At 47.0% G+C, this 23,933-nt stretch carries 29 protein-coding genes; 9 read left to right on the forward strand and 20 right to left on the reverse strand.

Features of this window, described 5'->3' with window-relative positions; genetic code table 11:
* Positions 1-7: 7 nt before the first annotated feature.
* Positions 8-898, reverse strand: a complete 891-nt coding sequence (locus GC096_RS12925; protein WP_246302730.1) for an HAD family hydrolase — start codon at positions 896-898, stop codon at positions 8-10.
* A 168-nt stretch (positions 899-1,066) separates the two neighbouring features.
* On the opposite strand from GC096_RS12925, the gene GC096_RS12930 reads away from it, so the two are divergent.
* From GC096_RS12930 to GC096_RS12940, 3 genes are all read left to right on the forward strand, one after another.
* Positions 1,067-1,843, forward strand: a complete 777-nt coding sequence (locus GC096_RS12930; protein ID WP_171630632.1) for a threonine/serine exporter family protein — start codon at positions 1,067-1,069, stop codon at positions 1,841-1,843.
* A gap of 1 nt (position 1,844) precedes the next feature.
* Positions 1,845-2,276, forward strand: a complete 432-nt coding sequence (locus tag GC096_RS12935) for a threonine/serine exporter family protein (protein ID WP_171630633.1) — start codon at positions 1,845-1,847, stop codon at positions 2,274-2,276.
* 149 nt (positions 2,277-2,425) lie between these two features.
* Positions 2,426-3,121 (forward strand): class I SAM-dependent methyltransferase, encoded by a 696-nt coding sequence (locus GC096_RS12940; protein ID WP_171630634.1) that lies wholly within the window; start codon positions 2,426-2,428, stop codon positions 3,119-3,121.
* Between the two features lie 50 nt (positions 3,122-3,171).
* Here GC096_RS12940 and GC096_RS12945 read toward each other — a convergent pair whose 3' ends face one another.
* The 8 genes from GC096_RS12945 to GC096_RS12980 form a co-directional block, all read right to left on the reverse strand.
* Positions 3,172-3,618, reverse strand: coding sequence for a hypothetical protein (locus GC096_RS12945; protein ID WP_171630970.1), 447 nt, complete (start codon positions 3,616-3,618; stop codon positions 3,172-3,174).
* 56 nt (positions 3,619-3,674) lie between these two features.
* The gene (locus GC096_RS12950) at positions 3,675-4,022 is read right to left on the reverse strand and encodes an ASCH domain-containing protein (protein ID WP_171630635.1); all 348 of its coding nucleotides are present in this window, start codon (positions 4,020-4,022) and stop codon (positions 3,675-3,677) included.
* An 89-nt stretch (positions 4,023-4,111) separates the two neighbouring features.
* Complete coding sequence (locus GC096_RS12955; protein WP_171630636.1) at positions 4,112-4,285, reverse strand: hypothetical protein; 174 nt, start codon at positions 4,283-4,285, stop codon at positions 4,112-4,114.
* Positions 4,286-4,393: 108 nt separating this feature from the next.
* A complete protein-coding gene (locus GC096_RS12960; protein WP_171630637.1) occupies positions 4,394-5,395 on the reverse strand; it encodes an aldose 1-epimerase in 1,002 nt (333 codons plus the stop codon).
* 196 nt (positions 5,396-5,591) lie between these two features.
* Positions 5,592-7,079: an L-arabinose isomerase gene (gene araA, locus GC096_RS12965; RefSeq protein ID WP_171630638.1), complete on the reverse strand. Its 1,488-nt coding sequence runs from the start codon at positions 7,077-7,079 to the stop codon at positions 5,592-5,594.
* A gap of 66 nt (positions 7,080-7,145) precedes the next feature.
* Positions 7,146-8,825 carry a ribulokinase gene (locus GC096_RS12970; RefSeq protein WP_171630639.1) on the reverse strand — a complete coding sequence of 560 codons (1,680 nt, stop codon included), beginning with the start codon at positions 8,823-8,825 and terminating at the stop codon, positions 7,146-7,148.
* A gap of 84 nt (positions 8,826-8,909) precedes the next feature.
* Positions 8,910-10,013: a GntR family transcriptional regulator gene (locus GC096_RS12975; protein ID WP_171630640.1), complete on the reverse strand. Its 1,104-nt coding sequence runs from the start codon at positions 10,011-10,013 to the stop codon at positions 8,910-8,912.
* A 93-nt stretch (positions 10,014-10,106) separates the two neighbouring features.
* Positions 10,107-10,952 carry a helix-turn-helix transcriptional regulator gene (locus GC096_RS12980; RefSeq protein WP_171630641.1) on the reverse strand — a complete coding sequence of 282 codons (846 nt, stop codon included), beginning with the start codon at positions 10,950-10,952 and terminating at the stop codon, positions 10,107-10,109.
* Positions 10,953-11,063: 111 nt separating this feature from the next.
* On the opposite strand from GC096_RS12980, the gene fabF reads away from it, so the two are divergent.
* On the forward strand, positions 11,064-12,299 hold the full coding sequence (gene fabF, locus GC096_RS12985; protein ID WP_171630642.1) for a beta-ketoacyl-ACP synthase II: 1,236 nt from the start codon (positions 11,064-11,066) through the stop codon (positions 12,297-12,299).
* Between the two features lie 844 nt (positions 12,300-13,143).
* Here fabF and GC096_RS12990 read toward each other — a convergent pair.
* Genes GC096_RS12990 through hrpB form a run of 3 tightly spaced genes read right to left on the reverse strand, consistent with a single transcriptional unit; the run spans position 13,144 to position 16,639 of the window.
* Positions 13,144-13,407 carry a hypothetical protein gene (locus tag GC096_RS12990; RefSeq protein WP_171630643.1) on the reverse strand — a complete coding sequence of 88 codons (264 nt, stop codon included), beginning with the start codon at positions 13,405-13,407 and terminating at the stop codon, positions 13,144-13,146.
* Entirely contained in the window at positions 13,400-14,119 is a 720-nt protein-coding gene (locus GC096_RS12995) for a lipase family protein (RefSeq protein ID WP_171630644.1), read from the reverse strand. Before GC096_RS12995 ends, GC096_RS12990 begins: the two co-directional genes overlap by 8 nt.
* A 33-nt stretch (positions 14,120-14,152) precedes the next feature.
* Positions 14,153-16,639, reverse strand: coding sequence for an ATP-dependent helicase HrpB (gene hrpB, locus GC096_RS13000; RefSeq protein ID WP_171630645.1), 2,487 nt, complete (start codon positions 16,637-16,639; stop codon positions 14,153-14,155).
* A 162-nt stretch (positions 16,640-16,801) separates the two neighbouring features.
* Here hrpB and GC096_RS13005 point away from each other — a divergent pair, with 162 nt between their 5' ends.
* Positions 16,802-17,056: a YpbS family protein gene (locus GC096_RS13005; RefSeq protein ID WP_056621204.1), complete on the forward strand. Its 255-nt coding sequence runs from the start codon at positions 16,802-16,804 to the stop codon at positions 17,054-17,056.
* A gap of 14 nt (positions 17,057-17,070) precedes the next feature.
* On the forward strand, positions 17,071-17,235 hold the full coding sequence (locus tag GC096_RS13010) for a hypothetical protein (RefSeq protein WP_171630646.1): 165 nt from the start codon (positions 17,071-17,073) through the stop codon (positions 17,233-17,235).
* A 140-nt stretch (positions 17,236-17,375) separates the two neighbouring features.
* Here the strand turns inward: GC096_RS13010 and GC096_RS13015 are convergent, their stop codons facing one another.
* From GC096_RS13015 to GC096_RS13025, 3 genes are read right to left on the reverse strand one after another with little or no spacing between them, the layout of a single operon-like run.
* The gene (locus GC096_RS13015) at positions 17,376-18,011 is read right to left on the reverse strand and encodes an NUDIX hydrolase (RefSeq protein ID WP_171630647.1); all 636 of its coding nucleotides are present in this window, start codon (positions 18,009-18,011) and stop codon (positions 17,376-17,378) included.
* A 44-nt stretch (positions 18,012-18,055) separates the two neighbouring features.
* Positions 18,056-18,310, reverse strand: coding sequence for a DUF2164 domain-containing protein (locus tag GC096_RS13020; RefSeq protein WP_171630648.1), 255 nt, complete (start codon positions 18,308-18,310; stop codon positions 18,056-18,058).
* Positions 18,311-18,326: 16 nt separating this feature from the next.
* Entirely contained in the window at positions 18,327-18,635 is a 309-nt protein-coding gene (locus GC096_RS13025) for a Dabb family protein (RefSeq protein ID WP_171630649.1), read from the reverse strand.
* A 173-nt stretch (positions 18,636-18,808) separates the two neighbouring features.
* On the opposite strand from GC096_RS13025, the gene GC096_RS13030 reads away from it, so the two are divergent.
* From GC096_RS13030 to GC096_RS13040, 3 genes are all read left to right on the forward strand, one after another.
* A complete protein-coding gene (locus GC096_RS13030) occupies positions 18,809-18,988 on the forward strand; it encodes a hypothetical protein (protein ID WP_171630650.1) in 180 nt (59 codons plus the stop codon).
* Positions 18,989-19,150: 162 nt separating this feature from the next.
* On the forward strand, positions 19,151-20,137 hold the full coding sequence (locus tag GC096_RS13035; protein WP_171630651.1) for a YpdA family putative bacillithiol disulfide reductase: 987 nt from the start codon (positions 19,151-19,153) through the stop codon (positions 20,135-20,137).
* Between the two features lie 135 nt (positions 20,138-20,272).
* The gene (locus tag GC096_RS13040) at positions 20,273-20,578 is read left to right on the forward strand and encodes a hypothetical protein (RefSeq protein WP_235549908.1); all 306 of its coding nucleotides are present in this window, start codon (positions 20,273-20,275) and stop codon (positions 20,576-20,578) included.
* A gap of 63 nt (positions 20,579-20,641) precedes the next feature.
* On the opposite strand, the gene GC096_RS13045 is transcribed toward GC096_RS13040, so the two are convergent.
* The 5 genes from GC096_RS13045 to GC096_RS13065 form a co-directional block, all read right to left on the reverse strand.
* Entirely contained in the window at positions 20,642-21,202 is a 561-nt protein-coding gene (locus GC096_RS13045; RefSeq protein ID WP_171630652.1) for a DNA-3-methyladenine glycosylase I, read from the reverse strand.
* A gap of 91 nt (positions 21,203-21,293) precedes the next feature.
* Positions 21,294-22,085, reverse strand: coding sequence for a TatD family hydrolase (locus GC096_RS13050; protein ID WP_171630653.1), 792 nt, complete (start codon positions 22,083-22,085; stop codon positions 21,294-21,296).
* Positions 22,069-22,845: an ABC transporter ATP-binding protein gene (locus GC096_RS13055; protein ID WP_171630654.1), complete on the reverse strand. Its 777-nt coding sequence runs from the start codon at positions 22,843-22,845 to the stop codon at positions 22,069-22,071. Before GC096_RS13055 ends, GC096_RS13050 begins: the two co-directional genes overlap by 17 nt.
* 19 nt (positions 22,846-22,864) lie before the next feature.
* On the reverse strand, positions 22,865-23,632 hold the full coding sequence (locus GC096_RS13060; protein ID WP_171630655.1) for an ABC transporter permease: 768 nt from the start codon (positions 23,630-23,632) through the stop codon (positions 22,865-22,867).
* Positions 23,632-23,922: a thiamine-binding protein gene (locus tag GC096_RS13065; RefSeq protein ID WP_056621187.1), complete on the reverse strand. Its 291-nt coding sequence runs from the start codon at positions 23,920-23,922 to the stop codon at positions 23,632-23,634. Before GC096_RS13065 ends, GC096_RS13060 begins: the two co-directional genes overlap by 1 nt.
* Positions 23,923-23,933: the final 11 nt, after the last annotated feature.

The following is a 23,933-nucleotide window of genomic DNA, read 5'->3' on the forward strand; positions in this document are numbered from 1 at the left end:
CCACAACTTACCCTACCTCATTTACATGCGTTCCATCGATACAGGCAGCGATATAAACAGCTACGCCATCCTCATCATTACTCACGACGATCTCATCCGCTAATAGCAAAATCTCAGGATGCGCATTCGCGACTGCAACTTTACGACCTGCCTCAAGAAACATGCCTGTATCGTTCAAATTATCACCGAATGCCGTCACATCCTCGGACGTGCATCCAACGAGCTCAGCCCATAACCGCAGACCCATCTGCTTATTTGCTTCGGGATGACTGAATTCAAGGAAATAATGCCCAGCAATATAATTATCCTTCATCAAATGAATATGAACCTCAGAACCCAACACTTCCTGAACCGCAGTTTTCAAAGGTAGAAGCTCCTCCAACAGCCCGATATATGTCAGAATTAGCGTTCGCAATGTTTCCGTACAGTGGAGCTCATCCACCTCTCGAAATCTCGGATCATTCGGTCGACTAGCCAAGAATTGAAGGTCACCAGTTCGCTCCAATTTCTCATGATGTACCCGCTCGTTATCCTGCTCATCGAGTGCAAACAGCAGCGGTGTGATTCCAAAACTTTTGCCCAATTGAATAATCGCATTACTCCGCTCACAGCCCAGCCAACGCCCGCCAATGACCCGCTTCTCCAACGGATCAAACAACATAGCCCCATTATATAAAACTAGTGGATACCGCCATGGTATGTCCGAAACCACAGCCTGCGAGCTCTGATAACTTCGTGCAGTCGCATAACTAATGACAGCCCCCTGCTCAAGCGCTTGCGTTATTACACGTATCGTAAAGTCCGATGGCTTTGCATTGGCGTTCAACAAGGTTCCATCCAAATCGGTTAAGAAAAAGTTAGGATCCTTTTTATGAACAAACATATTCTCCAAGCTCATGGCCCTTCCTCCAAGTCCCCTGTTTTATCTGTCTACATTTTTATCCATTCATTATATCATAAACACATGGAAAATTTGCCTTTGCCTCGACCCTCTATCATTTTCAATCGCAATCAATTTGATTTATACTTAGGTCAATTATTCCAAAACAGAAAGGATACGGATCACATGGCGCACCAGCCAGCAGCGACGAATTATGAAATCGCACAAGTGTGTTTACTCGCGGGTAAAATCATGCTGGAAAACGGCGGCGAAACCTATCGGGTTGAAGATACGATGACTCGTGTGGCTGAGGCTTTTGGTATTCCAAATTCGCATAGCTTTGTCACGCCTACGGGCATCATTTTCTCGATTGATGGGCCTGAGCAGACAACCCGACTCATTCGGATTTCTTCGCGATCAACGGATTTAAGGAAAGTAACGGTCGTGAATGCCATTTCTCGCAAAATCAGTCAAGGTGAGCTATCACCGACAGCCGCCTACCAGGAGCTTGAGGCTCTAAGTGCCGATACACGTAGATATCCCGCGTGGTTACAGGCTTTAGCAGCTGCGATTGCGAGCGGTTGTTTTCTCATCATGTTTCAAGGGACGTGGTCCGATTTCTTCCCGGCCTTCATTGCCGGTGGTGCTGGCACCATATCGCTGACTTTCTTCCATCGTTTAGTCCCTATCAAATTTTTCGCTGAATTTCTCGCATCCTTAATCATTGGACTCATTGCCTATTTAACGGTCAAAACAGGGTTAGGTCATAATCTAGATAAGATTATTATTGGCTCCGTCATGCCGCTCGTGCCTGGGCTCCTGATTACCAATGCCGTGCGCGATTTGATGGCAGGACATTTCGTATCGGGCGTGTCCAAAGGCGCGGAAGCATTCTTAACCGCATTCGCGATCGGCGCAGGAATAGCTTTTGTATTGACATTTTATCCAGGGAAGGGGTTCTAGTATGGACATGTTGGAACAACTCGTAACTAGTTTCATTTCGACGTCCGCTTTCGGCATCATTTTCAATGTACCTCGTAAAACGCTTGTACAATGCGGGTTTGTTGGGATGATTGGCTGGATGCTCTATTTCTCTTTTCAAAAAACGTATCTAGATCCTATCCTAGCCACACTCATTGCGTCCTTTGTTGTCACGATTATTTCTCAATTTTTCGCGAAAATATATAAAACACCCGTCATCGTATTCAGTGTCTCTGGTATTATCCCTCTAGTCCCAGGTGGACTAGCTTATGACGCCATGCGCAATGTCGTTCAAAATCATTACGATGTCGCTGTGCAGCTCGCTGCGAAAGCTTTTTTGCTCTCTGGGGCCATCGCCATTGGACTGGTATTCTCAGAAGTCATAAACGTATTGTTAAGACGAATAAGAGCTTAAACCAACCAAATAAACTAATAACGTTCTAATCATTAATAGTTTTTACCTATAACTCCAGTGTTTTTACATCTTGGATTTTTTCTTATCCGCCCTTTACACTAAGGGTATAGAACAAATAAGCCAGGGTTTGGAAATGGAGCTGAAACCACATGAACGACAACGCGAACCATCACATTTTAACGAAATTCGATGAAATTGCTCAAAAGTATGACAGCCAACGCAGAAAGTTGATTCCTTGCTTCGATGATTTTTACAATTCGGCCGCTTCTTTGGTCCAATTCGACCAGAAAGCACCACGTATTCTTGATTTAGGCGCAGGGACAGGACTTTTCTCATCCTATATGCTGCGTTCGTACCCAGAGGCGCGTTTAACATTGATTGACCTGTCGACAGGGATGCTGGATATAGCCAAAGAAAGATTTGCAGATGCAAGGGCTTCGGAAGTAACTTACCATGTTGGTGATTATTCGACTTTTGAAGATGGAGAGCCTTATGATGCTATCATCTCCTCGCTCTCCATTCATCATTTGGAAGATGAGGCTAAGCAAGCTCTGTATACAAATATTTTTCATTTATTAAAGCCAGGCGGGGTTTTCGTTAATGCTGATCAAGTTTTAGGAAAAACACCCTTCCTTGATGGCTTGTACCGATCGGATTGGATCGCCAAGATTGAAGCAACGGATCTAACTCCAGAAGCGCTTCAAGCCGCCTATGAGCGTACGAAGCTGGACAGAATGGCTCCACTTGATACGCAGCTTGGCTGGCTTCGCGACTCAGGCTTTTCAGATGTGGATTGCGTTTACAAGTCTTATAATTTTGTCGTGATGTTGGCTAGAAAGCTCTAAGTTAGCTAGAAAACTCTAATGTGTAGGTTGCTGTGATGGTTCTTTCCGCCTTACCAGATTGTTGGCTTGGACACCATGAACCACATCATCGCAAGCGTAATGATCACATACAAGATCAAAGCTTTACGCAGCTTGTTTACGAGGAAATTACGATCTTCATGCGGAGCTTTGAGCTGGCGCAACAGTGGTGAGAATGCACGTGCAATGAAGTAAAGCGAAGCGACCATAATCAGGACCGTCGCGACAATCCAGGACGTTTTCCAACTCCAGGCTGTAATCCATGTCAGGATAATACCCGTTGCAACTAACACATGTCCTGCATGCTTCGTCAGTCGAACGGTAATCCGAAACGGCTCTAAGTAATCAGGCAGCGACTCGAAAGGTGCTCTACGAATAAGCGCTAGTAAAGGAAATAGAACGAAATAAGGGCCGATGCTTAATACAACGCTGAAAATATGAATATAGAGCATGATAATATACCAAGACAAGTCGATCATCCTATCTGTAATGTGAATAAACCGTGTGAATCCAAGGATCCACACGGTTCTTTGTGTTATTCGGCTTTTTGAAATTCGTGTACCCATACTTTCATCTGTGGCAGCCAAGGCATACCTGGATGCATTGCAAGAATACTGTCGCGATACTCATCAACGGTTTCGTGACCTTCTTGTTTCGCATGTTCAGGTGTTAGTTCACCCAAAGCTTGCTGATACACGTTGGTTACTGTAAAGGATGTACCTTGCAGATCCATAGTTTCACCAATATCCGCATAACGTCCGTTGCGACGACAAGCCGTTTTTTGGCCAGCAAGCACTTTGCTTACTTCTGCTTCTTTCGTAACTAGTCGATCAATGGAACACGTTTTTGGTGGTAAAGTCTCATTTACGTTCGTTTCACTCATGTTGTTCCCTCCTTTTGCCAGTTTTCATTATAGCGAATCCGTTTCGCTTTGTCGAACTGACACATTCCTTCTCGATCCTATAGGTGCATTTACTCCCTCAAAGCTTCCTTCAGCTTCGTTGACATACTCTCCATAGAACCCGATGCAGGAGGCTTAACACCGCGCAGTCGCGCGATTTCCGCCTTTAATCTCTCATTCTCAGACATCAACGTCTCAAGCTTGGCGATCATCTGATCGCGATCTAAGTGATCCCACTTCCCCATCCTTACCCCTCCTTGGCTCACAAATACCCCCTCCTCGCAAGTCGATCGTCCCATCGGATTCTCTCCATGCATCAAAGGGGGTGCTTCTTATTGCTAATCAAGTAGCAATTATTTCGTGATTTTAATCGGATATAATCGTGCCGTTTCTTCCCACACTTCACCTGGTTCTAAGGAAACAAGTCCAATTTGATCGGCAGGCAGATCCACATTCGGTGCATTAACCAAATTCATTTGCGGCTCAGGGCAGAAGAAGCCTTCTGTTTTGCCATTGTTCCAGATCATCCATTGCTTATAGGAAGTCCCTACATCATAAACCAGTTTGATGCCTTCACGTGCATCTGTCAATGCCATGAAGTTGCGGCTATTTTGCGGAACACTCGTGTAATGATTATCCATACCCTCAAAGAATGGCGACAAACCGCCAACTTTCATCTTCTCTTCATCCGCGGAGAGAGCTTGATACTCACCCGTTGGCAGCATACGCTCGTTCAATGCCCAACGCTCGCCGATTGTCATTTGGAACGTATAATCCGAAGGCTGGCTATTCACAGCAAATGGTGCGTTAATCGTTGTATGGAACGCTAACAAGCACGGCATCGCTTCATTGCCTTCATTATGTACGGAAATCTGTTGGTGCAAACCTTGCTCATTCAAGGTATAAATCAAGCGGATCGTAAAGTCAAAAGGTAAGAATTCATGAACGGAATGCCCTTCTCGCACACGCAATGCTAATGCGACGCGGCTTTCATTGCCATCACTGCTGAAATTCTCAACGGCCCATGGAATATTGTGTACAAATCCGTGTAGATGATTACCTGTCTTAGGTTCATTGACTGGGAATTGGAACACGTTCCCTTTCCAAGGGAATTTGCCATCTTCATAACGGTTCGGCGGGAATAACACAGGAATTCCATGAACGATTGGACGCTCTTTAAACGCTTCCATCTCTTCCAGCGCAGGCTCGCGCAAGAAACGGTATTCTTTCTCTATATCACGGAAAGCAATCAGATTTGCACCAACATCTGGCAAAACTACCGCTTCATAACGCCCAGCTTGCAGCCAAATCGCTTGTTCACCGTTGTACGTTCCTTCATATGCTTTGGTAGACATCTCTTCATTCTCCTCCTAAATAACTGCTTATCCTTGTCCAATATTTGGACGGACACAATGCTTTCACTTTAGCCCATGTGTGCGAAAAAAGTCAATGGACGTAAATTGCTTTTATATCGACAAATGTGACTTTCCATTTACGTGAGAAGAAAAACCTGAGGCTATGTGCCTCAGGTCCATTACATGTATAGATAACTTAGCGTCTCCACACCGCATCATTCCAACGAAGCTCATTACGGAACTGCAAGGTTGATGTATTTTTATTGATAATGACGACTTCAATCCCAGCTAGCTCCGCCCAATCCACAAGTTGCTCTGTACTCACATTGTAAGAGAACACTGTATGATGCGCGCCGCCTGCAAGAATCCAAGCTTCTGCTGAACCACTTAAGGAAGGCTGCGGCTTCCAAAGAACGCGTGCCACAGGCAATTTCGGCATCGCTTTAACCGGTTGCACGGCATCAACTTCGTTAATTAGCAAACGGAAGCGATTGCCCATATCGATAAGTGATGCATTCAGCGCTGGGCCGGAAGCACCGTCGAAAACTAGACGAGCCGGATCCGCTTTGCCGCCGATACCTAGCGGGTGAACTTCGATTTTCGGGCGAGTTGCCGAGATCGTTGGGCAAATTTCAAGCATATGCGAGCCAAGTACGAGCTCATTGCCTGATTCCATATGATACGTGTAGTCTTCCATGAAGGAAGTCCCTTTGTTGTTCGCCATGATTTTCATCACCCGCAGCAACGCGGAAGTTTTCCAATCGCCTTCGCCACCGAACCCGTATCCTTGCTCCATCAAACGTTGAACTGCAAGCCCAGGCAACTGCTTAAGGCCATGCAAATCCTCAAAAGTGGTCGTGAATGCGCCGAACCCACCCTCTTGTAAGAATGACTTCATCCCAAGCTCGATGCGAGCTTGCTCACGAATCGCATCGCGAATCGGACCCGCAGTACGGCCTTCAGGAGTAATATCATACACTTCGTTGTATTCATCCATGAGCAAATCAACTTCAGCTTCAGAGATATCCCCAACACGTTGTACTAGATCGCCTACACCGAACCCATTGATGGACCAACCGAATTTAATTTGCGCTTCAACTTTATCGCCTTCTGTTACAGCAACATGGCGCATATTATCACCAAAACGGGCAACTTTTAGATTACGTCCTTCAATGAATCCCATAGCTGTGCGCATCCAACCACCAATACGCTCCAGAACAGCTGGATCTTCCCAGTAACCGACAACAACTTTACGAGCAATTCCCATACGTGCGCCGATGAAACCATATTCACGGTCACCGTGCGCTGCTTGGTTCAAGTTCATGAAATCCATATCGATCGTATCCCAAGGAATATCACGGTTGAACTGTGTGTGCAAGTGAAGCAACGGCTTCCGGTACTCCGAAAGTCCCGCAATCCACATTTTAGCTGGAGAGAACGTATGCATCCAAGTAATAATTCCCGCGCAGGAATCATCCGCATTCGCATCAAGACAAAGTCTACGAATCGCATCGGGTGTAGTTAGAACGGGTTTGAACACGAGTTTGCTTGGAATGGCTTCGGAACGATCGATACCTGCTGTGATTTGTTTGGAATGCTCATCTACTTGAAGGAGTGTTTCAGGTCCGTACAAATGCTGACTACCAGTAACAAACCAAAATACTTTTTCTGAAAAAGGGTTCATGGGCTTAATGCCTCCTAGGATATGGGGATATTGAATTGCAAATTACGTTCAGTGATTAACGGATCATTATTGACGAGCTTCCTCGCGAATCGAGCGAAGTCGTTTCATAACATCATTGTCACCCCGACCAAAATAGTCATGCAGCTTGCTGTATTCTTGGTACAGTTTCTCGTAAACGGCTACGTTCTCCGCAATCGGCTTGAACGTTTCTTTACGAACACGTGCCATTTGCTTCGCGGCATCAACAATGCTGTCATAGCCGCCTTTGTCCGCACCTGCAGCAACAGCTCCGAACATCGCAGCACCAAGTGCTGGCGTCTGTTTCGAATCAGCGATTTTGATTTCACGATTCGTTACATCCGCATAAATTTGCATCAAGAGATGATTCTTCTGCGGTAATCCACCACATGCATACAATTCTTCAACCTCAACTCCGTTGCTATGGAAAGCATCGACAATTTTACGTGTGCCGAAAGCCGTTGCTTCCAGCAATGTGCGATAAATTTCTTCTGGTTTCGTAAGCAAGGAATAACCTAGGATAAGTCCATTTAACTCTGTATCTACAAGCACTGAGCGGTTACCGTTCCACCAATCCAAAGCAAGCAAGCCCGTTTCACCGGGTTTGTAAGCGGATGCACGGCGCTCCAACCATTCATGTACGTTGATGCCTTCCTCAGCCGCAGCTTTTTCCACATATGCAGGAACACCTTGCTCCACGTACCATGCGAAAATATCGCCAACCGCCGATTGCCCTGCTTCATAGCCTAAGTAGCCAGGAATGATGCCGTCTTCAACAACGCCGCACATGCCTTCTACTTCTTTCTCTTCTGTGCCAAGCAGCATATGACAAATGGAAGTCCCCATTGCCATGACTAGCTTGCCCGGCGTAACGACGCCAACGCCTGGTACAGCCGCATGCGCATCAACGTTACCAACCGCGATCGCAGTTCCGGCAACGAGTCCCATGCGCTCAGCCATAGCAGCTGTCAGTTCGCCGGCTTTTGTACCTAAGGCAACGACATCTCCGCGAAGCTTCGTTTCTGTGACATCTACAAGTCTAGGATCCAAGGCTTTAAAGAAATCTTGGCTTGGATACCCATCTTGCTTGTGCCAAATGGATTTGTAGCCCGCAGTACAACTATTGCGCACGATCTCGGATTGACCTGTCATTTGAGACACAACCCAGTCCGTCGCTTCTAAGAAACGATCGGCTTGCTCATAAATCTCAGGCGCTTCATTCAAAATCTGCCAAACTTTCGCAATCATCCATTCAGAAGAAATTTTACCGCCGTAACGAGGCAAGAAAGCTTCTCCTCTGCTCGCTGCAATCTCATTAATGAGTGTAGCTTCATCTTGTGCGGCATGATGTTTCCACAGTTTCACCCAGCTATGCGGATTCGCAGCAAGTGCTGGTTCGAAGCACAGCGGTTGACCTGCCTTATCAATAGGGAGCATCGTGCACGCCGTGAAATCAATACCCAAGCCGATAATATCTGCTGGATCTACGCCAGATGCACGTACAACTGCTGGAACAGATTGTGTGAGTACATCGATATAATCCTGAGGATGTTGTAAAGCCCAATCGTATTCTAACTTCACACCGGAAACCGGCAGTTTCTCATCAATAACATTGTGTGGATATGGCGTTACGTGATCTGCCACCTCTGTGCCATCACTCAAATCGACCAGAACCGCACGTCCTGATTCCGTGCCATAGTCAACACCAATCGCATATTTCTTCGACATGGGGAGCCTCCTTCAAAATTATACCTGTTTCTTGCTCTCAGTATAACACTTGTACGTACAAGTTGACTACCCCTTTTTTAAAAATTACGGAATGCGAATTGTGGACTCTCGGATAACCAGCTCTGGCTTGTACACTTTCCCCGTTTCACTGCCGATTACTCGCTTATTCTCAATCATATCAATTAATATGCCCGCCGCGTCGCTGCCGAGTTCTGTTTTGGGATGAGAAAGTGACGTCAATTTCACCTCAGTTGCCGTTGCAAGATTCGAGTCATCAAAACCAATTAAGGAGATGTCTTGTGGCACTTGCAGACCAATTGTACGTACAGCTTCAAGCAGATGAATCGCAAGTTCGTCATTGTAGCATACGAAAGCCGTTGGCCGTTCCTCAATTGCACCGTGTTCCAGCATAGCGAGTGCGCTTCTGTACGGTTTTGTCCGCTTTTCTTCCGTCGTATAATGAATAACGAATTCCGGAAGCAGAGGAACCTGATAATGATGATGCGCGCGTATAAAGCCTTTTAACCGATTCACACCTTGTAAATCATCCGTTTTAAAAAAGCCAGCTAACCGTCGATGCCCCAGCTGAATCAAATGCTCTGCAGCCTTAAATCCACCATCTTCATCATCCACGATCAAGGATGGACAATTCATTTCAGGGTATCGCTCGTTTATCATGAGATAAGGAATATGCTGGTAGTCCAATGACAAATAATAGCTAAGATTCGGGTTGCCTTCCGCACTCTTCGTCGGCTCAATAATAAGGCCACTTAGAGGCTGACTCATCATCATATCCAAGCTTTCCCGTTCTTTTGCTTTGTCGTTATCCGTGGAGGAAAGCAGCAATCTATAGCCTCTCGCCCGTAATGTAGCCTCTGCTCCTCTAACAATATGCGGAAAAATATAGTCAGATATATAGGTCGTAAGGATGCCTATCGTTTGTACATCGCGTGATTTTTGCGTTTGTGGCGTAGAGACGAAAGTCCCTTTGCCTTGCATCCGATACAGCCAGCCTTCTTTCTCCAGTTCACCAAACGTCTGCCTTACCGTCTGACGGCTCATCAGGAACTGTTCAGCAATTTCATTTTCGGATGGCATTTGATCATTCGGTTTAAGCCTTCCTGTATGTAACCAGGTCAAAATTTCCTGTTTTAATTGTTGATATTTCGGTAATTGCTTTTCCTTCATGCTTCACCTCAGGGCTTTGATTGTGAACGTATTATATCATCCGTTCAACTTGTATGTACATATTTTATGAAAGGGCATCGTTATGTCGAATACTTAATATTCGCCTAATTTACTCATCAGCAGTCTGATCTTCGTATCGGTATCAGATCCGATAGATGGTGTATATACACTGCATCTCAGATCCGTTCTCCCTTGCACCTGCAAGGTCGTTAGATCGAACAACATTTTCCCCACCTTGGCATGTCGAAATTCAATGAATACTTCAGGCGCAGAACTGACATCACTCTCGTTCCAAATGGCACGAAAATCTTTGCTACGCTCACTCAGTTCCTCAATAAATTCGCTATACCAGTTATCACTCACATATTGACCATAATAAGAACGAAACATCGACAAGAAACCTTTGGCGAAGTCGCTCCAATTAACAGCCAGAGATTTCAATTCTTTCCGGGTAAAAAGCAGCCATATCATATTCCGCTCCCCCTCTGGGAGTTTAGCAAAGTCAAGAAAAACCGCCGCAGCCGCTTGATTCCAACCAACAATGTGACATCGGCGATCCGAAACAATCGTGGGGCAATCATGAAGCTCCGTCAAAATCCGATTCAAAGCCGGACTTATCGTCGGTATTTGATCAACAAAAGTCGCTGGCGCTGGTTGTTCCAACGCTAAACTGAACAAATACTGCCGCTCATCCTCATTCAGTTGCAAGGCCATTGCAATGCGAGCGAGTACTTGTACAGACATTTTGATGTCTCGTCCTTGTTCCAGCCATGTATACCAAGTCGTACTCACACCTGCAATCGTTGCGACTTCCTCACGGCGCAAACCCGGTGTACGACGCCTGCTTCCGCCTAACAGTCCAACTTCTTGCGGCTGGATACGCGATCGATGTGCCATTAGAAAGTTCGATAATTCTTGAAGCCTCTCCTTTGTGTTCACGCAAGGTTTCCTCCTTAGCCTAGTATCATAGAAGCCATTATACCAGTATAAACGCTAACTTGTAATAGGATACGCAGTATGACATTCTATATGAAAAAGGAGGACGACGCGATGAAACGTGTGGTTATAACAGGTATGGGAGTCATTACGCCAATAGGAAATAATGTAGATACATTTTGGGGGAATTTGACAACGGGGCAATCTGGCATTTCTAAAATAGAGCATTTCGACACATCGGATTACAAAACAAACTTCGCCGGTGTTGTCCGGGACTTCGATGCTGAAACCGCTGTTGGACGTCGCGAGGTGCGACGCATGGATCGCTACTGCCAGTTCGCCGTTGCGGCAGCTAAACAAGCCCTCGATGACGCTAATCTCGTGATTGACGCCTCCAACGAAGAACGCGTTGGCGTCTATATCGGCTCCGGCATTGGCGGCATTCAGACCATTTTGGACAACTATCGAACGCTGCTCGCTCGAGGGCCAAGCCGAGTCAGTCCCACCGTTGTCCCGATGATGATTGCTAACATGGCAGCTGCTCAAGTTAGCATTTTGTACGGCGCCAAAGGGCCTTCATTGGCACCCGTTACCGCTTGCGCAACGGGCAACAACGCCATTGGCGAAGCCTTTAAGCTCATCCAGCGCGGAGGCGCAGATGCCGTCATTGCCGGCGGCGCCGAAGCGACGGTCACCGACCTCGCGCTCGCGGGCTTCGGCAATGCAACTGCGTTGTCGACGCGCTGCGACGCGCCGGAGCAGGCCAGCCGTCCGTTCGACGCGCAGCGCGACGGATTCGTCGCCGCCGAAGGCGCCGGCGTCTTGGTCTTGGAGTCGCTCGAGCATGCGGAGCGACGTGGGGCTCGGATCCATGCCGAAATCGTCGGCTATGGATCCACCTCGGACGCCTACCACATCGTGGCGACCGATCCTGAGGGCGCGGGTGCCTACCGAGCCATGCGCGACGCGCTAGTTGATGCGGGGATCGACGCGTCGGAGATCAACACCATCAACGCTCACGCGACAAGCACCGTCGCGGGTGATCTCTCCGAGACGCTGGCAATCAAGCGTCTACTTGGCCGCGGCGCTTACAACGTGCCGATCAGCGCCAACAAATCCATGATCGGCCACATGTTAGGCGCCGCCGGCGGAGTTGAGGCCGTCGCCCTGATCAAAACCTTACAGGACAGCCTCATCCCCCCGACCATCAACTTGGACAATCCTGATCCACAGTGTGATTTGGATTATGTGCCCCACGAGGCGCGACGCGCTGAGCTACAGTATGGGTTATCGAGCTCATTTGGCTTTGGCGGGCATAATGCCGTGTTGATTTTGAAGCGGTTTGGATGAGCGGGGTACGTAATACACTCACCTGAGTGCATCACATCACTGTTCAACAAAGTGAGGAATGACATTTTTCAATAAATGTCATTTGTAAGATGTTACTTGGCGGCTTGGAGAATCGTAATATACTTACACGAAGTCCATCACATCGCTGCTCCGCAAAGTAGGAAATGACAAATTTCAAATACTGTCAGTTGTACGATTTTACTCGGCTGTTTAGAGAACCGTAAAATACTTACCCGAGGGCCATCACATCACTGTTCCGCAAAGTGGGAAATGACAATTTTTAATTAATGTCAGTTGTAAGATGTTACTTGGCTGTTTGGAGAATCGTAATGCAATTTCCCGCGGTCCATCACATCACCGTTCCGCAAAACGGGAAATGACAATTTTCAATTAATGTCAGTTGTAAGATGTTACTTGGGCTGTTTGGAGAATCGTAATGCAATTTCCCAAGATCCATCACATCACCGTTCCGCAAAGTAGGAAATGACAATTTCCAAATAATGTAACTTGTAAGATGTTACTTGGCGGTTTGGAGAATCGTAATATACTTACCCGAAGTCCATCACATCGCCGTTCCGCAAAGTGGGAAATGACAATTTTCAATTAATGTCAGTTGTAAGATGTTACTTAGGAAATGACAAATTTCAAATAATGTCACTTGAAATGTGTCATTAGTCAGTTTCGAAAAAAGTTATATCCTCCCCTAACGCACATCTCATCATTATTTCGGCTATTCTGGTTATCTCCTGACAGAAACAGAACCACTATCCGCGACAAAAACCCGCGCCATTAAGCGCGGGTTTACGTTTATTAACATTTTCGAAAAGATAAGTGTTGAGTTGACTTACTTCGCCAACGTTTCCCGCGCTGCGTTCACAAGCAGATCGAAATGCTCATCTTCTTCTAGCAATTCCTCGACAGCCTCGATATCCTCTTCTTTGCCTGATTCGCGTAAGAAGTGCAGGGCATAGCTCCAGTCGTTTTTGCCTTTGGTGCTTTGGAGCGTGATTTCATACGGGTGCTCATGGCCTTCGATTTTGAATTCGACATGCCCGATGTAACCATCTTCTTTGCTGTGTTCCATACTTGCTTTTAAAATTTCAATCATGTTCAACATCCTTTTCGCGTGTTTGTAGCCATGTCCAGATTGCGTTCATGGTGGTTTGTAAGTTTGATGCATTCTTCCAAATGTAGGGATTGTGATCTCTAAAATAATCAGCATGACTCCCGATGATCGGGAGCATGAGCTGGTGAATCGGTGCATGTTTTACTCGGTTCCAACCGTAAATACCTAATCGAGTTCGGCTCCACCCACCCCATGTTCCTAGTCGGGGAATGGGATCACGTGATTGATTCTGTGGATTCGTGGCATGTACGTATAATACTTTTTGTTTTAATAATGCCGGGATCGCACATCTGGGTGATCCAATTTGGATGACACCTAGGATTTTTTGGCCCTCAAGTGCAAGGTCTTCTGCCGCCATTACCGAGGCTATAGCACCAGCGCTATGTCCGATAAAGATTAGCTTTTGGCCTTGCCCCTTAGTCGTTTTCACGAACTCACGCAAGCTTTTACCGCCATAAACGGATTGCTTCCGATGCGCGTTATGCCACATATCACGTATAATTTCGGTCAGCTGACCATGCTTCGTTCGGTCCCAATCGCCATATGGAAAGTGCACATGAACTCGCACATGTCTACCTGCTCGCTCATATCGCGAAGCAAGTTTTGTCGCAAAGTCATCCAAGAAGTTAGACGCGGTTGCAAATCCAGCTGAAACATATATAACGATGTTTGTGGGATCAGCGTGAATTGTCATGACTTGCTCCGTTCCTTTCTTGGCAAATTGGGTTCAGGTTCTAGGCTTTGCACGGTTCGTCGGAATCGCCGCCATGGGATCATCAGGCCAGTAGTGCTTGGGGTAGCGGCCTTTGAGATCTTTTTTCACTTCGAAGTAGGCTTCGCGCCAAAAGCTAGCCAAATCCTTCGTCACCTGCATTGGCCTTTGTGCTGGCGATAACAAGTGCAAAGTGACTGGCACCCTCCCTTTAGCGATACACGGCGTGTCTGCCAATCCAAACATTTCTTGTAAACGTACGGATAGCGTTGGTGATTCCAAGTTGCTATAGTCAACGGGGATTCGTGACCCACTCGGCACTTGAATATGTGTTGGCGCCCATTCGTCTAACGAACGTCGCTGCTCCCATGTTAGCATTTCTTCTAATAGGCTTGTCAAGTTAAGGCGGCTCAAAGCTCCTTTACTTTTCAGTCCGTACAGATGCGGACCCGCCCACTCCTCGAGAGTTGCTAACAAGGTTTCATTCCTAAGATCGGGCCAATTTTCCGTAAATCGATGTAAAAAGATGCTGCGTTCCTGAAGTTGACGCGCATTTCGCGTCCAAGGCAGTACATCCAAGGATTCTGAACGAATCCCTGCAATCATGGCCTGAAGGACGAGATCCGGATTGGGCTCTTGAAGAGGTTTATCTTTGAGTGTAAGTGCGCCAAGCAGCCACAGTTCTCTCGCTCGCACGGAACCTACAGTACTGTCCCATTCCACAACTTGTTCTTTGCGGATGTGGTTATCAAAAGCTGTGAACAGCTCCTCCTCTTGCAGAGGAGCTGCGAGATAGATGCGGCTCTCCGTTCCGCTGTCGTCCAGCTCTGCTGCGACGATATACCGCTCGTTCGATAGCGGCTGCAGCTCCGGCAGCACGGCCCCGCGGCCGTTCGCGAGCGTAAACCGCCCCACCGACCGTCGCTGCGCGACGCGGTCGGGGAAGGCGAAGGCGAGCAGCAGCCCGCTCGCCGCTGCAGAGCTCACGCTCGGCCGGATGCCGAGCGACTGCATCAAGACCTTTGCCTCCGCCGTAATGCGGCGGCAAAGGTCAAGGTCCACACCCTCGCGCGCGTCGCCACGTTGCGCGCGCCAGAGCTCTTCGATGCGGCTGCGCACATCCGCATCCCGACTTGCGGCGCGCATGAAATCGCGCTCGCTCAGCATGACTGCGAGCTCGCACGCCAGCGCGCCGAGCTCGAGCGGAACGGCTTGCAGCACCATGTGCGCAAGCCGCGGGTGCAGGCCTAACGCCGCGACACGCTTGCCGTGTGGCGTTAGGCCCCCGTTCTCGTGCAGCGCGCCTAGCTGCACGAGCAGTTCCCGCGCCTGCTGATACGCAGCAGCAGGCGGTGGGTCTAGCCAGACCAGCGCAGCGGGGTCTGGCGCGCCCCAGGCGGCAAGCTCCAGCGCCAGCGGGGCGAGATCAGCTTCGCGGATCTCGGGCGTAGAGCTCGGCGGGAGCTGCCGATGCTCGGTCTCGGTCCACAGGCGGTAACACGCGCCTGGACCGAGACGCCCTGCTCGGCCTCTGCGTTGATCGGCAGAGGCAACGGATACCGGCACCGTCGTCAGACGGGTCATACCGGTGCGGGGCGAGAAACGCGGCACACGCATGAGGCCGCTGTCGATCACAACCGTGATCCCCTCGACGGTCAAGCTGGTCTCGGCGATCGAGGTGGCTAGCACGATTTTGCGATGGCCAGGCGTGCGGACGGCCGCCAGCGCTTGGTCCTGATCTTCTATGGAAAGATTCGCATACAGGGGAGCGATCTCCACTGTATGACCTAAGCGCAATGCTGCAAGTCCGTTGGCAACACGATGGATTTCCGCCGCACCTGGCAGGAATACGAGTATACTTCCAGCATGCGCTTGTAACGCTTGCCCAATGCTTGCTACTACAGCAGGCTCTATTCGCCCTACTATCTTCTGTTGCAGATAGTGCGTATCAACGGGATAGGTTCGACCTTCACTCTCAATAATCGGCGCATCATCTAAAAGTAAAGAAATTGCATTGGCTTCCAAAGTTGCGGACATCAGCAAAATTCTTAAGTCATCCCGAAGCAGGGTTTGGGATTGACGACACAAAGCAAGCCCAATATCTGCATGCAGGCTGCGCTCATGAAACTCATCAAAGATGACGATGCCAACCCCATCCAACGCAGGATCGCTCTGCAGCATGCGGGTAAGAACACCTTCCGTGATAACTTCAATGCGCGTTTGCGGTCCAACGCGGGTATCATTTTTCACCCGATAACCAATCGTCTTACCGACTTCCTCACCTAGCAGTTTGGCCATGTAACGCGCCGCTGCGCGGGCGGCAAGTCTTCTTGGCTCAAGCATAAGAATCTTTTGGCCTTGCAGCCACGCTGCCTCTAATAATGCCAAAGGAACCTGAGTTGTCTTGCCCGCACCAGGCTGTGCGACTACGATGGCACACGTTCGTTCTTGTAAGGTATGTACGAGTTGTGAAAGTATTGCGTTTATAGGTAACACGTTCATGCGGTTCACTCCGAGCTCTCTATCTTATTAATGCCATTAAATGTTAGTGCACTGAATGAAAGATCACGATTTGTTCATCTGTTTTCTGTTTGGAAACCTGTTCCTTCGCTTTTCAATCGTGTATACTAGAAGACAATCTAGTCACTAAAGGAGAACTTTAACATGAATGTACATGAAGCGATTTCCAAACATTCGAATGCACAGCATTTGCATCTCGTTCGATTTGCTGAGCTTGATGCGCAGCGAGAGCACGCCATTGACGCGGCTGTCGATCTGTGCAAACGCGGGCTGCCTTTTAACGTTGATGCCATCAACGCGGTTACGGCCCAAATTATCGCCCATGCCCAAAAAGGTATTTCTCCACTCCGTTCCCTTGTTACTGAGGATATGGTTCGTGATTACGTAAACAAAGGGTAAGGAGATACATTTCCATGGGTGTACTAACTTTTATTTCAATGCTTGTCATGGGATCCGCCTTCAGCGCTGGATTCTTGCTCTTGTTTAAGCAAAAAATTGCATGGGGAATCACCTGCATTGGCCTCTCCATCGTGTGCTACATCGCGTATGTCTACGTAGCGAATGCCTATTTCGTCTAAAAAATGCTGCGCACTACGAGAACCGATCAGATTAACTGATCGGTTCTTTTCATTCTTTCATTCTTTCGTTCGTACATATCTTCATGTTCCACTTCATGTCTTCCTTCACTTCTTCACTCACGCCATCACTCTTAACAACCTCAATCCCAACCATGCTCCCCCATCTTCTGAAAAAGAAGTTCAAAATACGCCGTAGGATGAGGAACAATTTCCTTCAATGAAATCGACCACGCGACATCAGCGTACTCGCCGTTACTTCCCATTTTGAAACCATTCGCCGTAATTTCCGCAAGTTCACCGCTAACAAGTTGTTTAAAATTTGAGACAGTCACAGCAAATAGTCCCGTTACCTCATCCGGTTGGAGCTCATAGCTCCGCAACGTTTGATCACAGCGATAGAGGAAAACATGACAGAACTCACGATCAATCAGCTTGTCCGAAATCAGATCCTCCTCCGCAAATACGCCACAGGGGATTAAATCCTCGAAAACCACTGAGAGCCCTAACTCTTCCTCTAGCTCCCTAGTCCCCTCTGCGACAGTTTCACTAGCAGCTAGATGCCCCGCACAAGAGATATCCAGTAAATCTGGGAACAGATCTTTGTCAGGATGCCTTAACTGAAGCAGAAGCTTCGGTACGTTCTCTTCCATGCTGACAATCCAGCATTGGAAGGTCTGATGCCATAGCCCCTTGGCATGAACCTCGGAGCGAGGCGCCACGCCAAGCCAATTCCTTTTCGCATCAAACACATCAAAATGCTCTTCCGACTTCTTCATTCCATTTCCCACTCCAATCAGGCACTCACACGAGTCAATGGACATTATCTCCGAGTAAGCTTGGTTACTTTCATCGCATAAAGATCGTCCTCAAGGACTGCCATTCGGTCTCTGACACCTTTAAGTGCATCCTCGATGGCTAGATTATAAATAGGTGCGGTAAGCTGCTGAAGCATGTAGTCGATCAATTGCTCTGCTGCAATTTGACCTACCGTTACCCCAAGCTCTACATCTAAATGTTCCTGCAAATCACTAATTAGGGCGTCCTTTTCTTCCTTAGGTAATTTCAATACTTTCATCCAGACGACCCTCCTATTACTCGAAAATTTGAAAATCGATTTCTTGGAAGGAGCTAACTTCTTTCATCCAACGCTCAGCCACATACTGGGTATGTACAGGGTGATTATTATAAGCTTCATAAGCAGCTTGATCTGCAAAAACCATAGAGAAACCATAGTCGTAATCTGCTTTAACACTGACTTGGCGCAGCACTTCAAATTGCTCAACACCAGGTATTGTTGTTAGCTCCTCAGCGCTGATTTTTAGGAATTGCTCGGCATTTGCGTTATTTTTGCCTGCATGCAGCTTGAAAACAACCATATGTTTAATGTTTGATGTATTCATCCGTTTTTCTCTCCTTTTCCATACCATCTTCGCTTATTATAGCGGATTTTGCCGCAAGGAACTATATGGACTCTCACTCCTGCCTCTCCATGTATTAAAAAGGGAATAATATCCTTCTCTTTCGAACACATTAACCAAGTACTCTAAATCAGAAGAAAAGGAAGTGCTCTTATATGGTGGAAAATAAGAAACATGAAGACAACTACCCAGGTACTACGAATATGAATGCGGAGAATCAAGATATGGCTTTCGTGAATGATACGTTAGAAAACGCGCCTAGCACATCTTCCATCAATCTTGCGAAAGACGATATTAGTGAAGCAAATGAAGAAGAGCAACTAAACCAAAAATAGTCGACTTCTTACGGTAGAGCAGTTCTTCCAAGTCCTCTTCAGGAGCTGGTGGCTGCTCTATTTTCGCTATTTCGACTTATTTTCACGGGTAATCAAACTTGGCATCTCCCACCTCGTGCGCTACTATAGATGAAGAAGCATGCATTGGAGGAGGTTGCTACGTTGGAACAAGTCATTGTTATTGGTGCGGGTCCTTGCGGATTATCGGCAGCTGTTGCCTTAGGGCGCGCTGGTCTGTCGCCATTACTTATAGAGAAAAGCTGTATCGTGAATGCTATTTATTTATATCCTACGTATTTGCAATTTTTCAGTACACCGGAATTGTTAGAAATTGGCGGTTACTCCTTTACGACTCCGCATGATAAACCTTACCGCCAAGAGGCGCTGGTTTACTATCGTGAAGTCGCCCGACGTGAACAGCTGCGCATGCGATCTTATGAAGAAGCGGTTCGGATTGAACAACTGGAAATTGGATTCAAGGTTCACACATCTGATCAATTTGGCAATAAAGCCACTTATGATACGCTGAAAGTCGTTGTCGCAACCGGTTATTTCGATCATCCGAACATGCTGGGGATTCCTGGTGAAGAGCTTCCGAAAACAACGCATTACTACAAAGAAGCACACCCTTATGCCGGGGCGAAGGTCGCGATTATCGGAGGAAACAATTCAGCTGTGGATGCTGCGATGGATTTGCTCCGCGTTGGTGCTGATGTGACTGTCGTCTATCGCGGGAAAGATTTCTCGGCCAATATTAAACCGTGGGTCCGTCCCTTATTTGAAAGCATGGTGAATAAAGGACGCATCCGAATGTGGTTCGACGCTCAGGTAGAACAAATAGACGAACATACGGTTCAAGTGCGAAAAGGAAGCGAACACGTCACTCTGGAGAATGACTTCGTACTAGCCTTAACTGGTTTTCGCCCGGATCGGTTCCTACTTACGGATATTGGCGTTCAGTTTCATGAAGAAACGAACGCACCGTTGGTCAACCCAGAGACCATGGAGACGAACATTCCCGGTTTATATGTCGCAGGTGTGGTCGCTTCTTCCAAATATGATGCGAACGAGATCTTTATCGAAACGGGCCGTTTACACGGAATTTCCATTACCGAACATATTGTTATCAGTCAGAGCCATCAATCTTAGCGATTGGTGGCTTTTTCTATGTTAATTCTATGAAAATATTTCCTTTTTTTCAGAGATTCCTCTTCCATTACGAACACTTGTTTGTTATAATGAAAACAAGAACAAATGTTCTAATTAGATGAGGAGGTTGTTAACATGATGAACCCAAGTCACAATTTTCGTTTTATCGAGAGAGATTATTGGTATCAGAAGGCATTGTGTGACACTGACCATCTTTTGCCTGCACAGATCGATGACATGCTTGACGAAGCACACACTTATTATGCCGATTACACGTTCAAGTTTTATGACGACGGATCGGTGACAATCATAGATAACGACACGAACAACCGCATTAAACCAAAGGAACTTACTGGCGCTGTTTATGATTTCTACATTCGCAAACGGATTTATATGATCAAGGCCAATTTAATAGAAAAACAACTCCAACATGCCAATTGAAGCACAATAAGGCCATCTGATTCGGACACTTCGTCCTTCAGATGGCCTTATGTTTACTTCAAGTTATTCGTTGTGATAGCGGAAGCAAGCTTGGCTATGATCATTTACCATGCCCACTGCTTGCATGTAAGCATAACAAATCGTCGAACCGACGAATTTGAACCCGCGCTTCTTTAAGTCTTTACTCATACGATCTGAGATGTCCGTTCGAGCAGGCAATTGGCGACTATCTTCCCAGTTATTCTTAATGGGTTCGCCACCTACGAAGCTCCAAATGTACGAATCAAACGTGCCGAACTCTTGTTGGACTTTAAGAAAAGCCTTCGCATTCCCAACAACGGAAGCTATTTTCAAACGATTGCGCACGATGCCGGGATTTTGTAGTAAATCCTGCAGCTTCGCCTCATCATAATTCACAATCACGTGCGGATCAAAGCCATCGAAAGCTTCCCGATAGTTATCTCTCTTCTTCAAAATCGTATACCAGCTTAAACCAGCTTGAGCGCCTTCCAAGTTCAGCATCTCAAACAAGACGCGATCATCATGCACGGGAACTCCCCATTCATGATCATGGTAATCTTGATATAAAGGGTCTTCGTTAACCCAACCGCATCGGTTTGTCATGTTATTCTTTCACCTCATCCAAATATCGAACATGTGTTCTCTTTCATTATAGAGCGAATACGAACACTTGTCCAGTTGGATTATTCAGGCCTCAGGACAACTGGTAGAACTGGTAAGTGTTTTGGAGTAAAATAACTGTCGTCTCTTGCGCGGATTTCCCTTTCAACTCAGCGATTTGTTCAATCACTGCGTGAATCATCCGAGGATGTGTCTCTTCACCCGCGAAGGGTCCTTCAAATGGCCAAGGTCCATCTGTCTCCACCATCATGAGCTCCAAAGGGTAGTTGCGAACGAGAGTTCTTATTTCTTCTTCGTAGAGAACATCAGGCGTGATAGATATATAATATCCAGCGGCTATCATACGCTCCACAGTTTCGTCAGATCCTTTAAACCAATGGAAATGTGCCCTCTTGAGCCCGTACTTCACTAGTAGATCACATACAATCTTTGCATCCTCATACACCGCATGAAGCACAACAGGTTTATCCCACTGGGCAGCAAGCTGTAAGAAGCGCTCCAGAAGTTGAATATAAGGTGCTACGTCAAATGGCTTGCCAGCCTCTTCTACTTCGTGTCGCGTGTAATACGGAAGTCCAATCTCACCTACTGCGATCATATCACTTGCATGCTCAGTCATCCAATCGATTAATGCCTGCAACTTCGTTTCCGTGGGCAGTTCCTGCTCTGGATGAAACCCGTAAGCCGCAAAGATACGATCTGGAGCAAGTGACTTCAATTGCTTTGTAGCTTTACAAGAATCCAAATGTCTGGATACCGCGATCAAGGCCTGCACCTGTGAAGCATCCAGCTCTGCAATAATCGTCTTCGCTATCTCTTCGTCATACATATCGAGATGGATATGCGCATCAATGGCTGACATCATTTGTTTTCTCCTGTCGCAACAGCCCTTGAATATGCTGTCTTAGTGCTATAAACGCTGGTTCCTGCATGATCGCTTCCTGACGTGGTCTTGCAAATGGCACCTTCAGCTCTTCCAAGATACTCGCAGGCTTATTGGAGAGCACATAGATACGATCAGACAGAAAGAGCGCCTCCTCGATACTATGGGTGACGAATAAAATGGATCGTTTATTTTGCTCCCAAATGTTAATGAGCCACGCCTGCATATCCAGCCGTGTTAACGCATCTAAGGAGCCGAAAGGCTCATCTAAGCACATAAGCTCCTGCGGGCTTAACAAGGCTCGCAGGAAAGAAACACGCTGCTGCATGCCACCTGACAAGACATGTGGAAGTTCCCGTTCATAGCCGCCTAAACCAACTTTGGGCAGCCATTCTCTGGCTTTGGCGATCGCTGAAGTACACGACTCCCCTGCCACTTCCTGCCCGAGTGCTACATTTTCCTCTATGGAGCGCCATGGAAACAACGCCGGTTGTTGTGGCATGTAAGAAATAAGTCCTTTTTTCCCCGTCACCTTCTCGTCATCTAACCAAACTTCACCAGACGTCGGCTGAACGAGCCCACCAATGATATGGAATAGAGTACTTTTACCGCTGCCAGAAGGTCCAATGATGGATACAAATTCACCTTGCTCAACATGAAAATGAATATCAGCAAGCACCGAAACGTGCCCCTTTTTATTTGGAAACACATGGTGAATCCCAGAAAGCTTTAATTTGCTCATAGTCACAGCTCCTCCTCTCTTACGAAGAACGTTTGACGTTCCAACGAATGATGAGCTTCTCAAGCCCTGCGATCAGCCAGAAAAAGAGTAAACTTAGAATCACAATGATTCCAATTGCCACAAATTCCCGATCCGCACGGAAGGCAGATTTTTGTAAGATCATATAATAGCCAAGCCCTACATTTCCGCCTAGCCATTCGGCAATAACAGCTCCCATTACACTATAAGTAGCTGATATTTTGAGTCCCGTGAACAGAAACGGCAGTGCATGAGGCAGCTCTAATTTATAGAAAATTTGGCGTTTTGATGCACCAATCATTTGCATGTAGTTGTACATGCTGCGATCCGTCTGCATAAAGCCATCTAGCGTTGACATCGTCACAGGGAAGAAACAAACAAGTGAAATCAATATAAGTTTAGGTAAAAGGCCAAAACCAAATAGAATAATTAACAGCGGCCCCAGTGCGATGACCGGGATATTTTGGGATAAAATTAGCAGCGGATAGAAACCTGCCTTAACAAAAGGAAGCCTATGCAGCACACTGGCAACTAGAACACCACCAATGGCTCCCACACTAAAACCAATGCACATCAAACGTATGGTAGCCCACATATGCATCCACACGCGCGGCATATCTGTGGTACCGTCTCGCCATATTTTGAGCGGGCTCGGAAGCAGCCAATCTGCGGTTCCTCCCCATGTGACAGCAAGCTGCCAAATAAACAACAGAAGGATGACTACCACAAGTGGCGGCCATCCTGCTTTGATCCAGCGATGGATGTTCATTATCTGTACTTCTCCGTTAACTTGTCCATCGAGGCTCCCGACGGATTGAAGTAAATTTTCACCTGAGAAATGACGTTCGGGCTTCCCATGTCAATCATCGCTGTATTCATATCTTGAATAATGAGAAGGAGTTGATCCAATTCCCCTTCCATCGTCGTTTCCAGCGGAGATACGAAGTATTTAACACCTGACTTTGCAATCACTTCGATTGCACGGTCTACATATGGAATGACGTCTTCACCATTCACTGTTTTCGGTATAATTTGAATACTAACAAGTGCATTAGCCATTGGAATTCTCC

The organism is Paenibacillus plantarum, from assembly GCF_013141695.1.
Lineage (GTDB): Bacteria > Bacillota > Bacilli > Paenibacillales > NBRC-103111 > Paenibacillus_E > Paenibacillus_E plantarum.

Bases quoted from the DNA above. Each gene is read 5' to 3' on its own strand.
- GC096_RS12925 (WP_246302730.1), bottom strand. From the start codon at position 898: ATGAGCTTGGAGAATATGTTTGTTCATAAAAAGGATCCTAACTTTTTC.
- GC096_RS12930 (WP_171630632.1), top strand. From the start codon at position 1,067: ATGGCGCACCAGCCAGCAGCGACGAATTATGAAATCGCACAAGTGTGT.
- GC096_RS12935 (WP_171630633.1), top strand. From the start codon at position 1,845: ATGGACATGTTGGAACAACTCGTAACTAGTTTCATTTCGACGTCCGCT.
- GC096_RS12940 (WP_171630634.1), top strand. From the start codon at position 2,426: ATGAACGACAACGCGAACCATCACATTTTAACGAAATTCGATGAAATT.
- GC096_RS12945 (WP_171630970.1), bottom strand. From the start codon at position 3,618: ATGATCGACTTGTCTTGGTATATTATCATGCTCTATATTCATATTTTC.
- GC096_RS12950 (WP_171630635.1), bottom strand. From the start codon at position 4,022: ATGAGTGAAACGAACGTAAATGAGACTTTACCACCAAAAACGTGTTCC.
- GC096_RS12955 (WP_171630636.1), bottom strand. From the start codon at position 4,285: ATGGGGAAGTGGGATCACTTAGATCGCGATCAGATGATCGCCAAGCTT.
- GC096_RS12960 (WP_171630637.1), bottom strand. From the start codon at position 5,395: ATGTCTACCAAAGCATATGAAGGAACGTACAACGGTGAACAAGCGATT.
- araA (WP_171630638.1), bottom strand. From the start codon at position 7,079: ATGAACCCTTTTTCAGAAAAAGTATTTTGGTTTGTTACTGGTAGTCAG.
- GC096_RS12970 (WP_171630639.1), bottom strand. From the start codon at position 8,825: ATGTCGAAGAAATATGCGATTGGTGTTGACTATGGCACGGAATCAGGA.
- GC096_RS12975 (WP_171630640.1), bottom strand. From the start codon at position 10,013: ATGAAGGAAAAGCAATTACCGAAATATCAACAATTAAAACAGGAAATT.
- fabF (WP_171630642.1), top strand. From the start codon at position 11,064: ATGAAACGTGTGGTTATAACAGGTATGGGAGTCATTACGCCAATAGGA.
- GC096_RS12990 (WP_171630643.1), bottom strand. From the start codon at position 13,407: ATGATTGAAATTTTAAAAGCAAGTATGGAACACAGCAAAGAAGATGGT.
- GC096_RS12995 (WP_171630644.1), bottom strand. From the start codon at position 14,119: ATGACAATTCACGCTGATCCCACAAACATCGTTATATATGTTTCAGCT.
- hrpB (WP_171630645.1), bottom strand. From the start codon at position 16,639: ATGAACGTGTTACCTATAAACGCAATACTTTCACAACTCGTACATACC.
- GC096_RS13005 (WP_056621204.1), top strand. From the start codon at position 16,802: ATGAATGTACATGAAGCGATTTCCAAACATTCGAATGCACAGCATTTG.
- GC096_RS13010 (WP_171630646.1), top strand. From the start codon at position 17,071: ATGGGTGTACTAACTTTTATTTCAATGCTTGTCATGGGATCCGCCTTC.
- GC096_RS13015 (WP_171630647.1), bottom strand. From the start codon at position 18,011: ATGAAGAAGTCGGAAGAGCATTTTGATGTGTTTGATGCGAAAAGGAAT.
- GC096_RS13020 (WP_171630648.1), bottom strand. From the start codon at position 18,310: ATGAAAGTATTGAAATTACCTAAGGAAGAAAAGGACGCCCTAATTAGT.
- GC096_RS13025 (WP_171630649.1), bottom strand. From the start codon at position 18,635: ATGAATACATCAAACATTAAACATATGGTTGTTTTCAAGCTGCATGCA.
- GC096_RS13030 (WP_171630650.1), top strand. From the start codon at position 18,809: ATGGTGGAAAATAAGAAACATGAAGACAACTACCCAGGTACTACGAAT.
- GC096_RS13040 (WP_235549908.1), top strand. From the start codon at position 20,273: ATGATGAACCCAAGTCACAATTTTCGTTTTATCGAGAGAGATTATTGG.
- GC096_RS13045 (WP_171630652.1), bottom strand. From the start codon at position 21,202: ATGACAAACCGATGCGGTTGGGTTAACGAAGACCCTTTATATCAAGAT.
- GC096_RS13050 (WP_171630653.1), bottom strand. From the start codon at position 22,085: ATGATGTCAGCCATTGATGCGCATATCCATCTCGATATGTATGACGAA.
- GC096_RS13055 (WP_171630654.1), bottom strand. From the start codon at position 22,845: ATGAGCAAATTAAAGCTTTCTGGGATTCACCATGTGTTTCCAAATAAA.
- GC096_RS13060 (WP_171630655.1), bottom strand. From the start codon at position 23,632: ATGAACATCCATCGCTGGATCAAAGCAGGATGGCCGCCACTTGTGGTA.
- GC096_RS13065 (WP_056621187.1), bottom strand. From the start codon at position 23,922: ATGGCTAATGCACTTGTTAGTATTCAAATTATACCGAAAACAGTGAAT.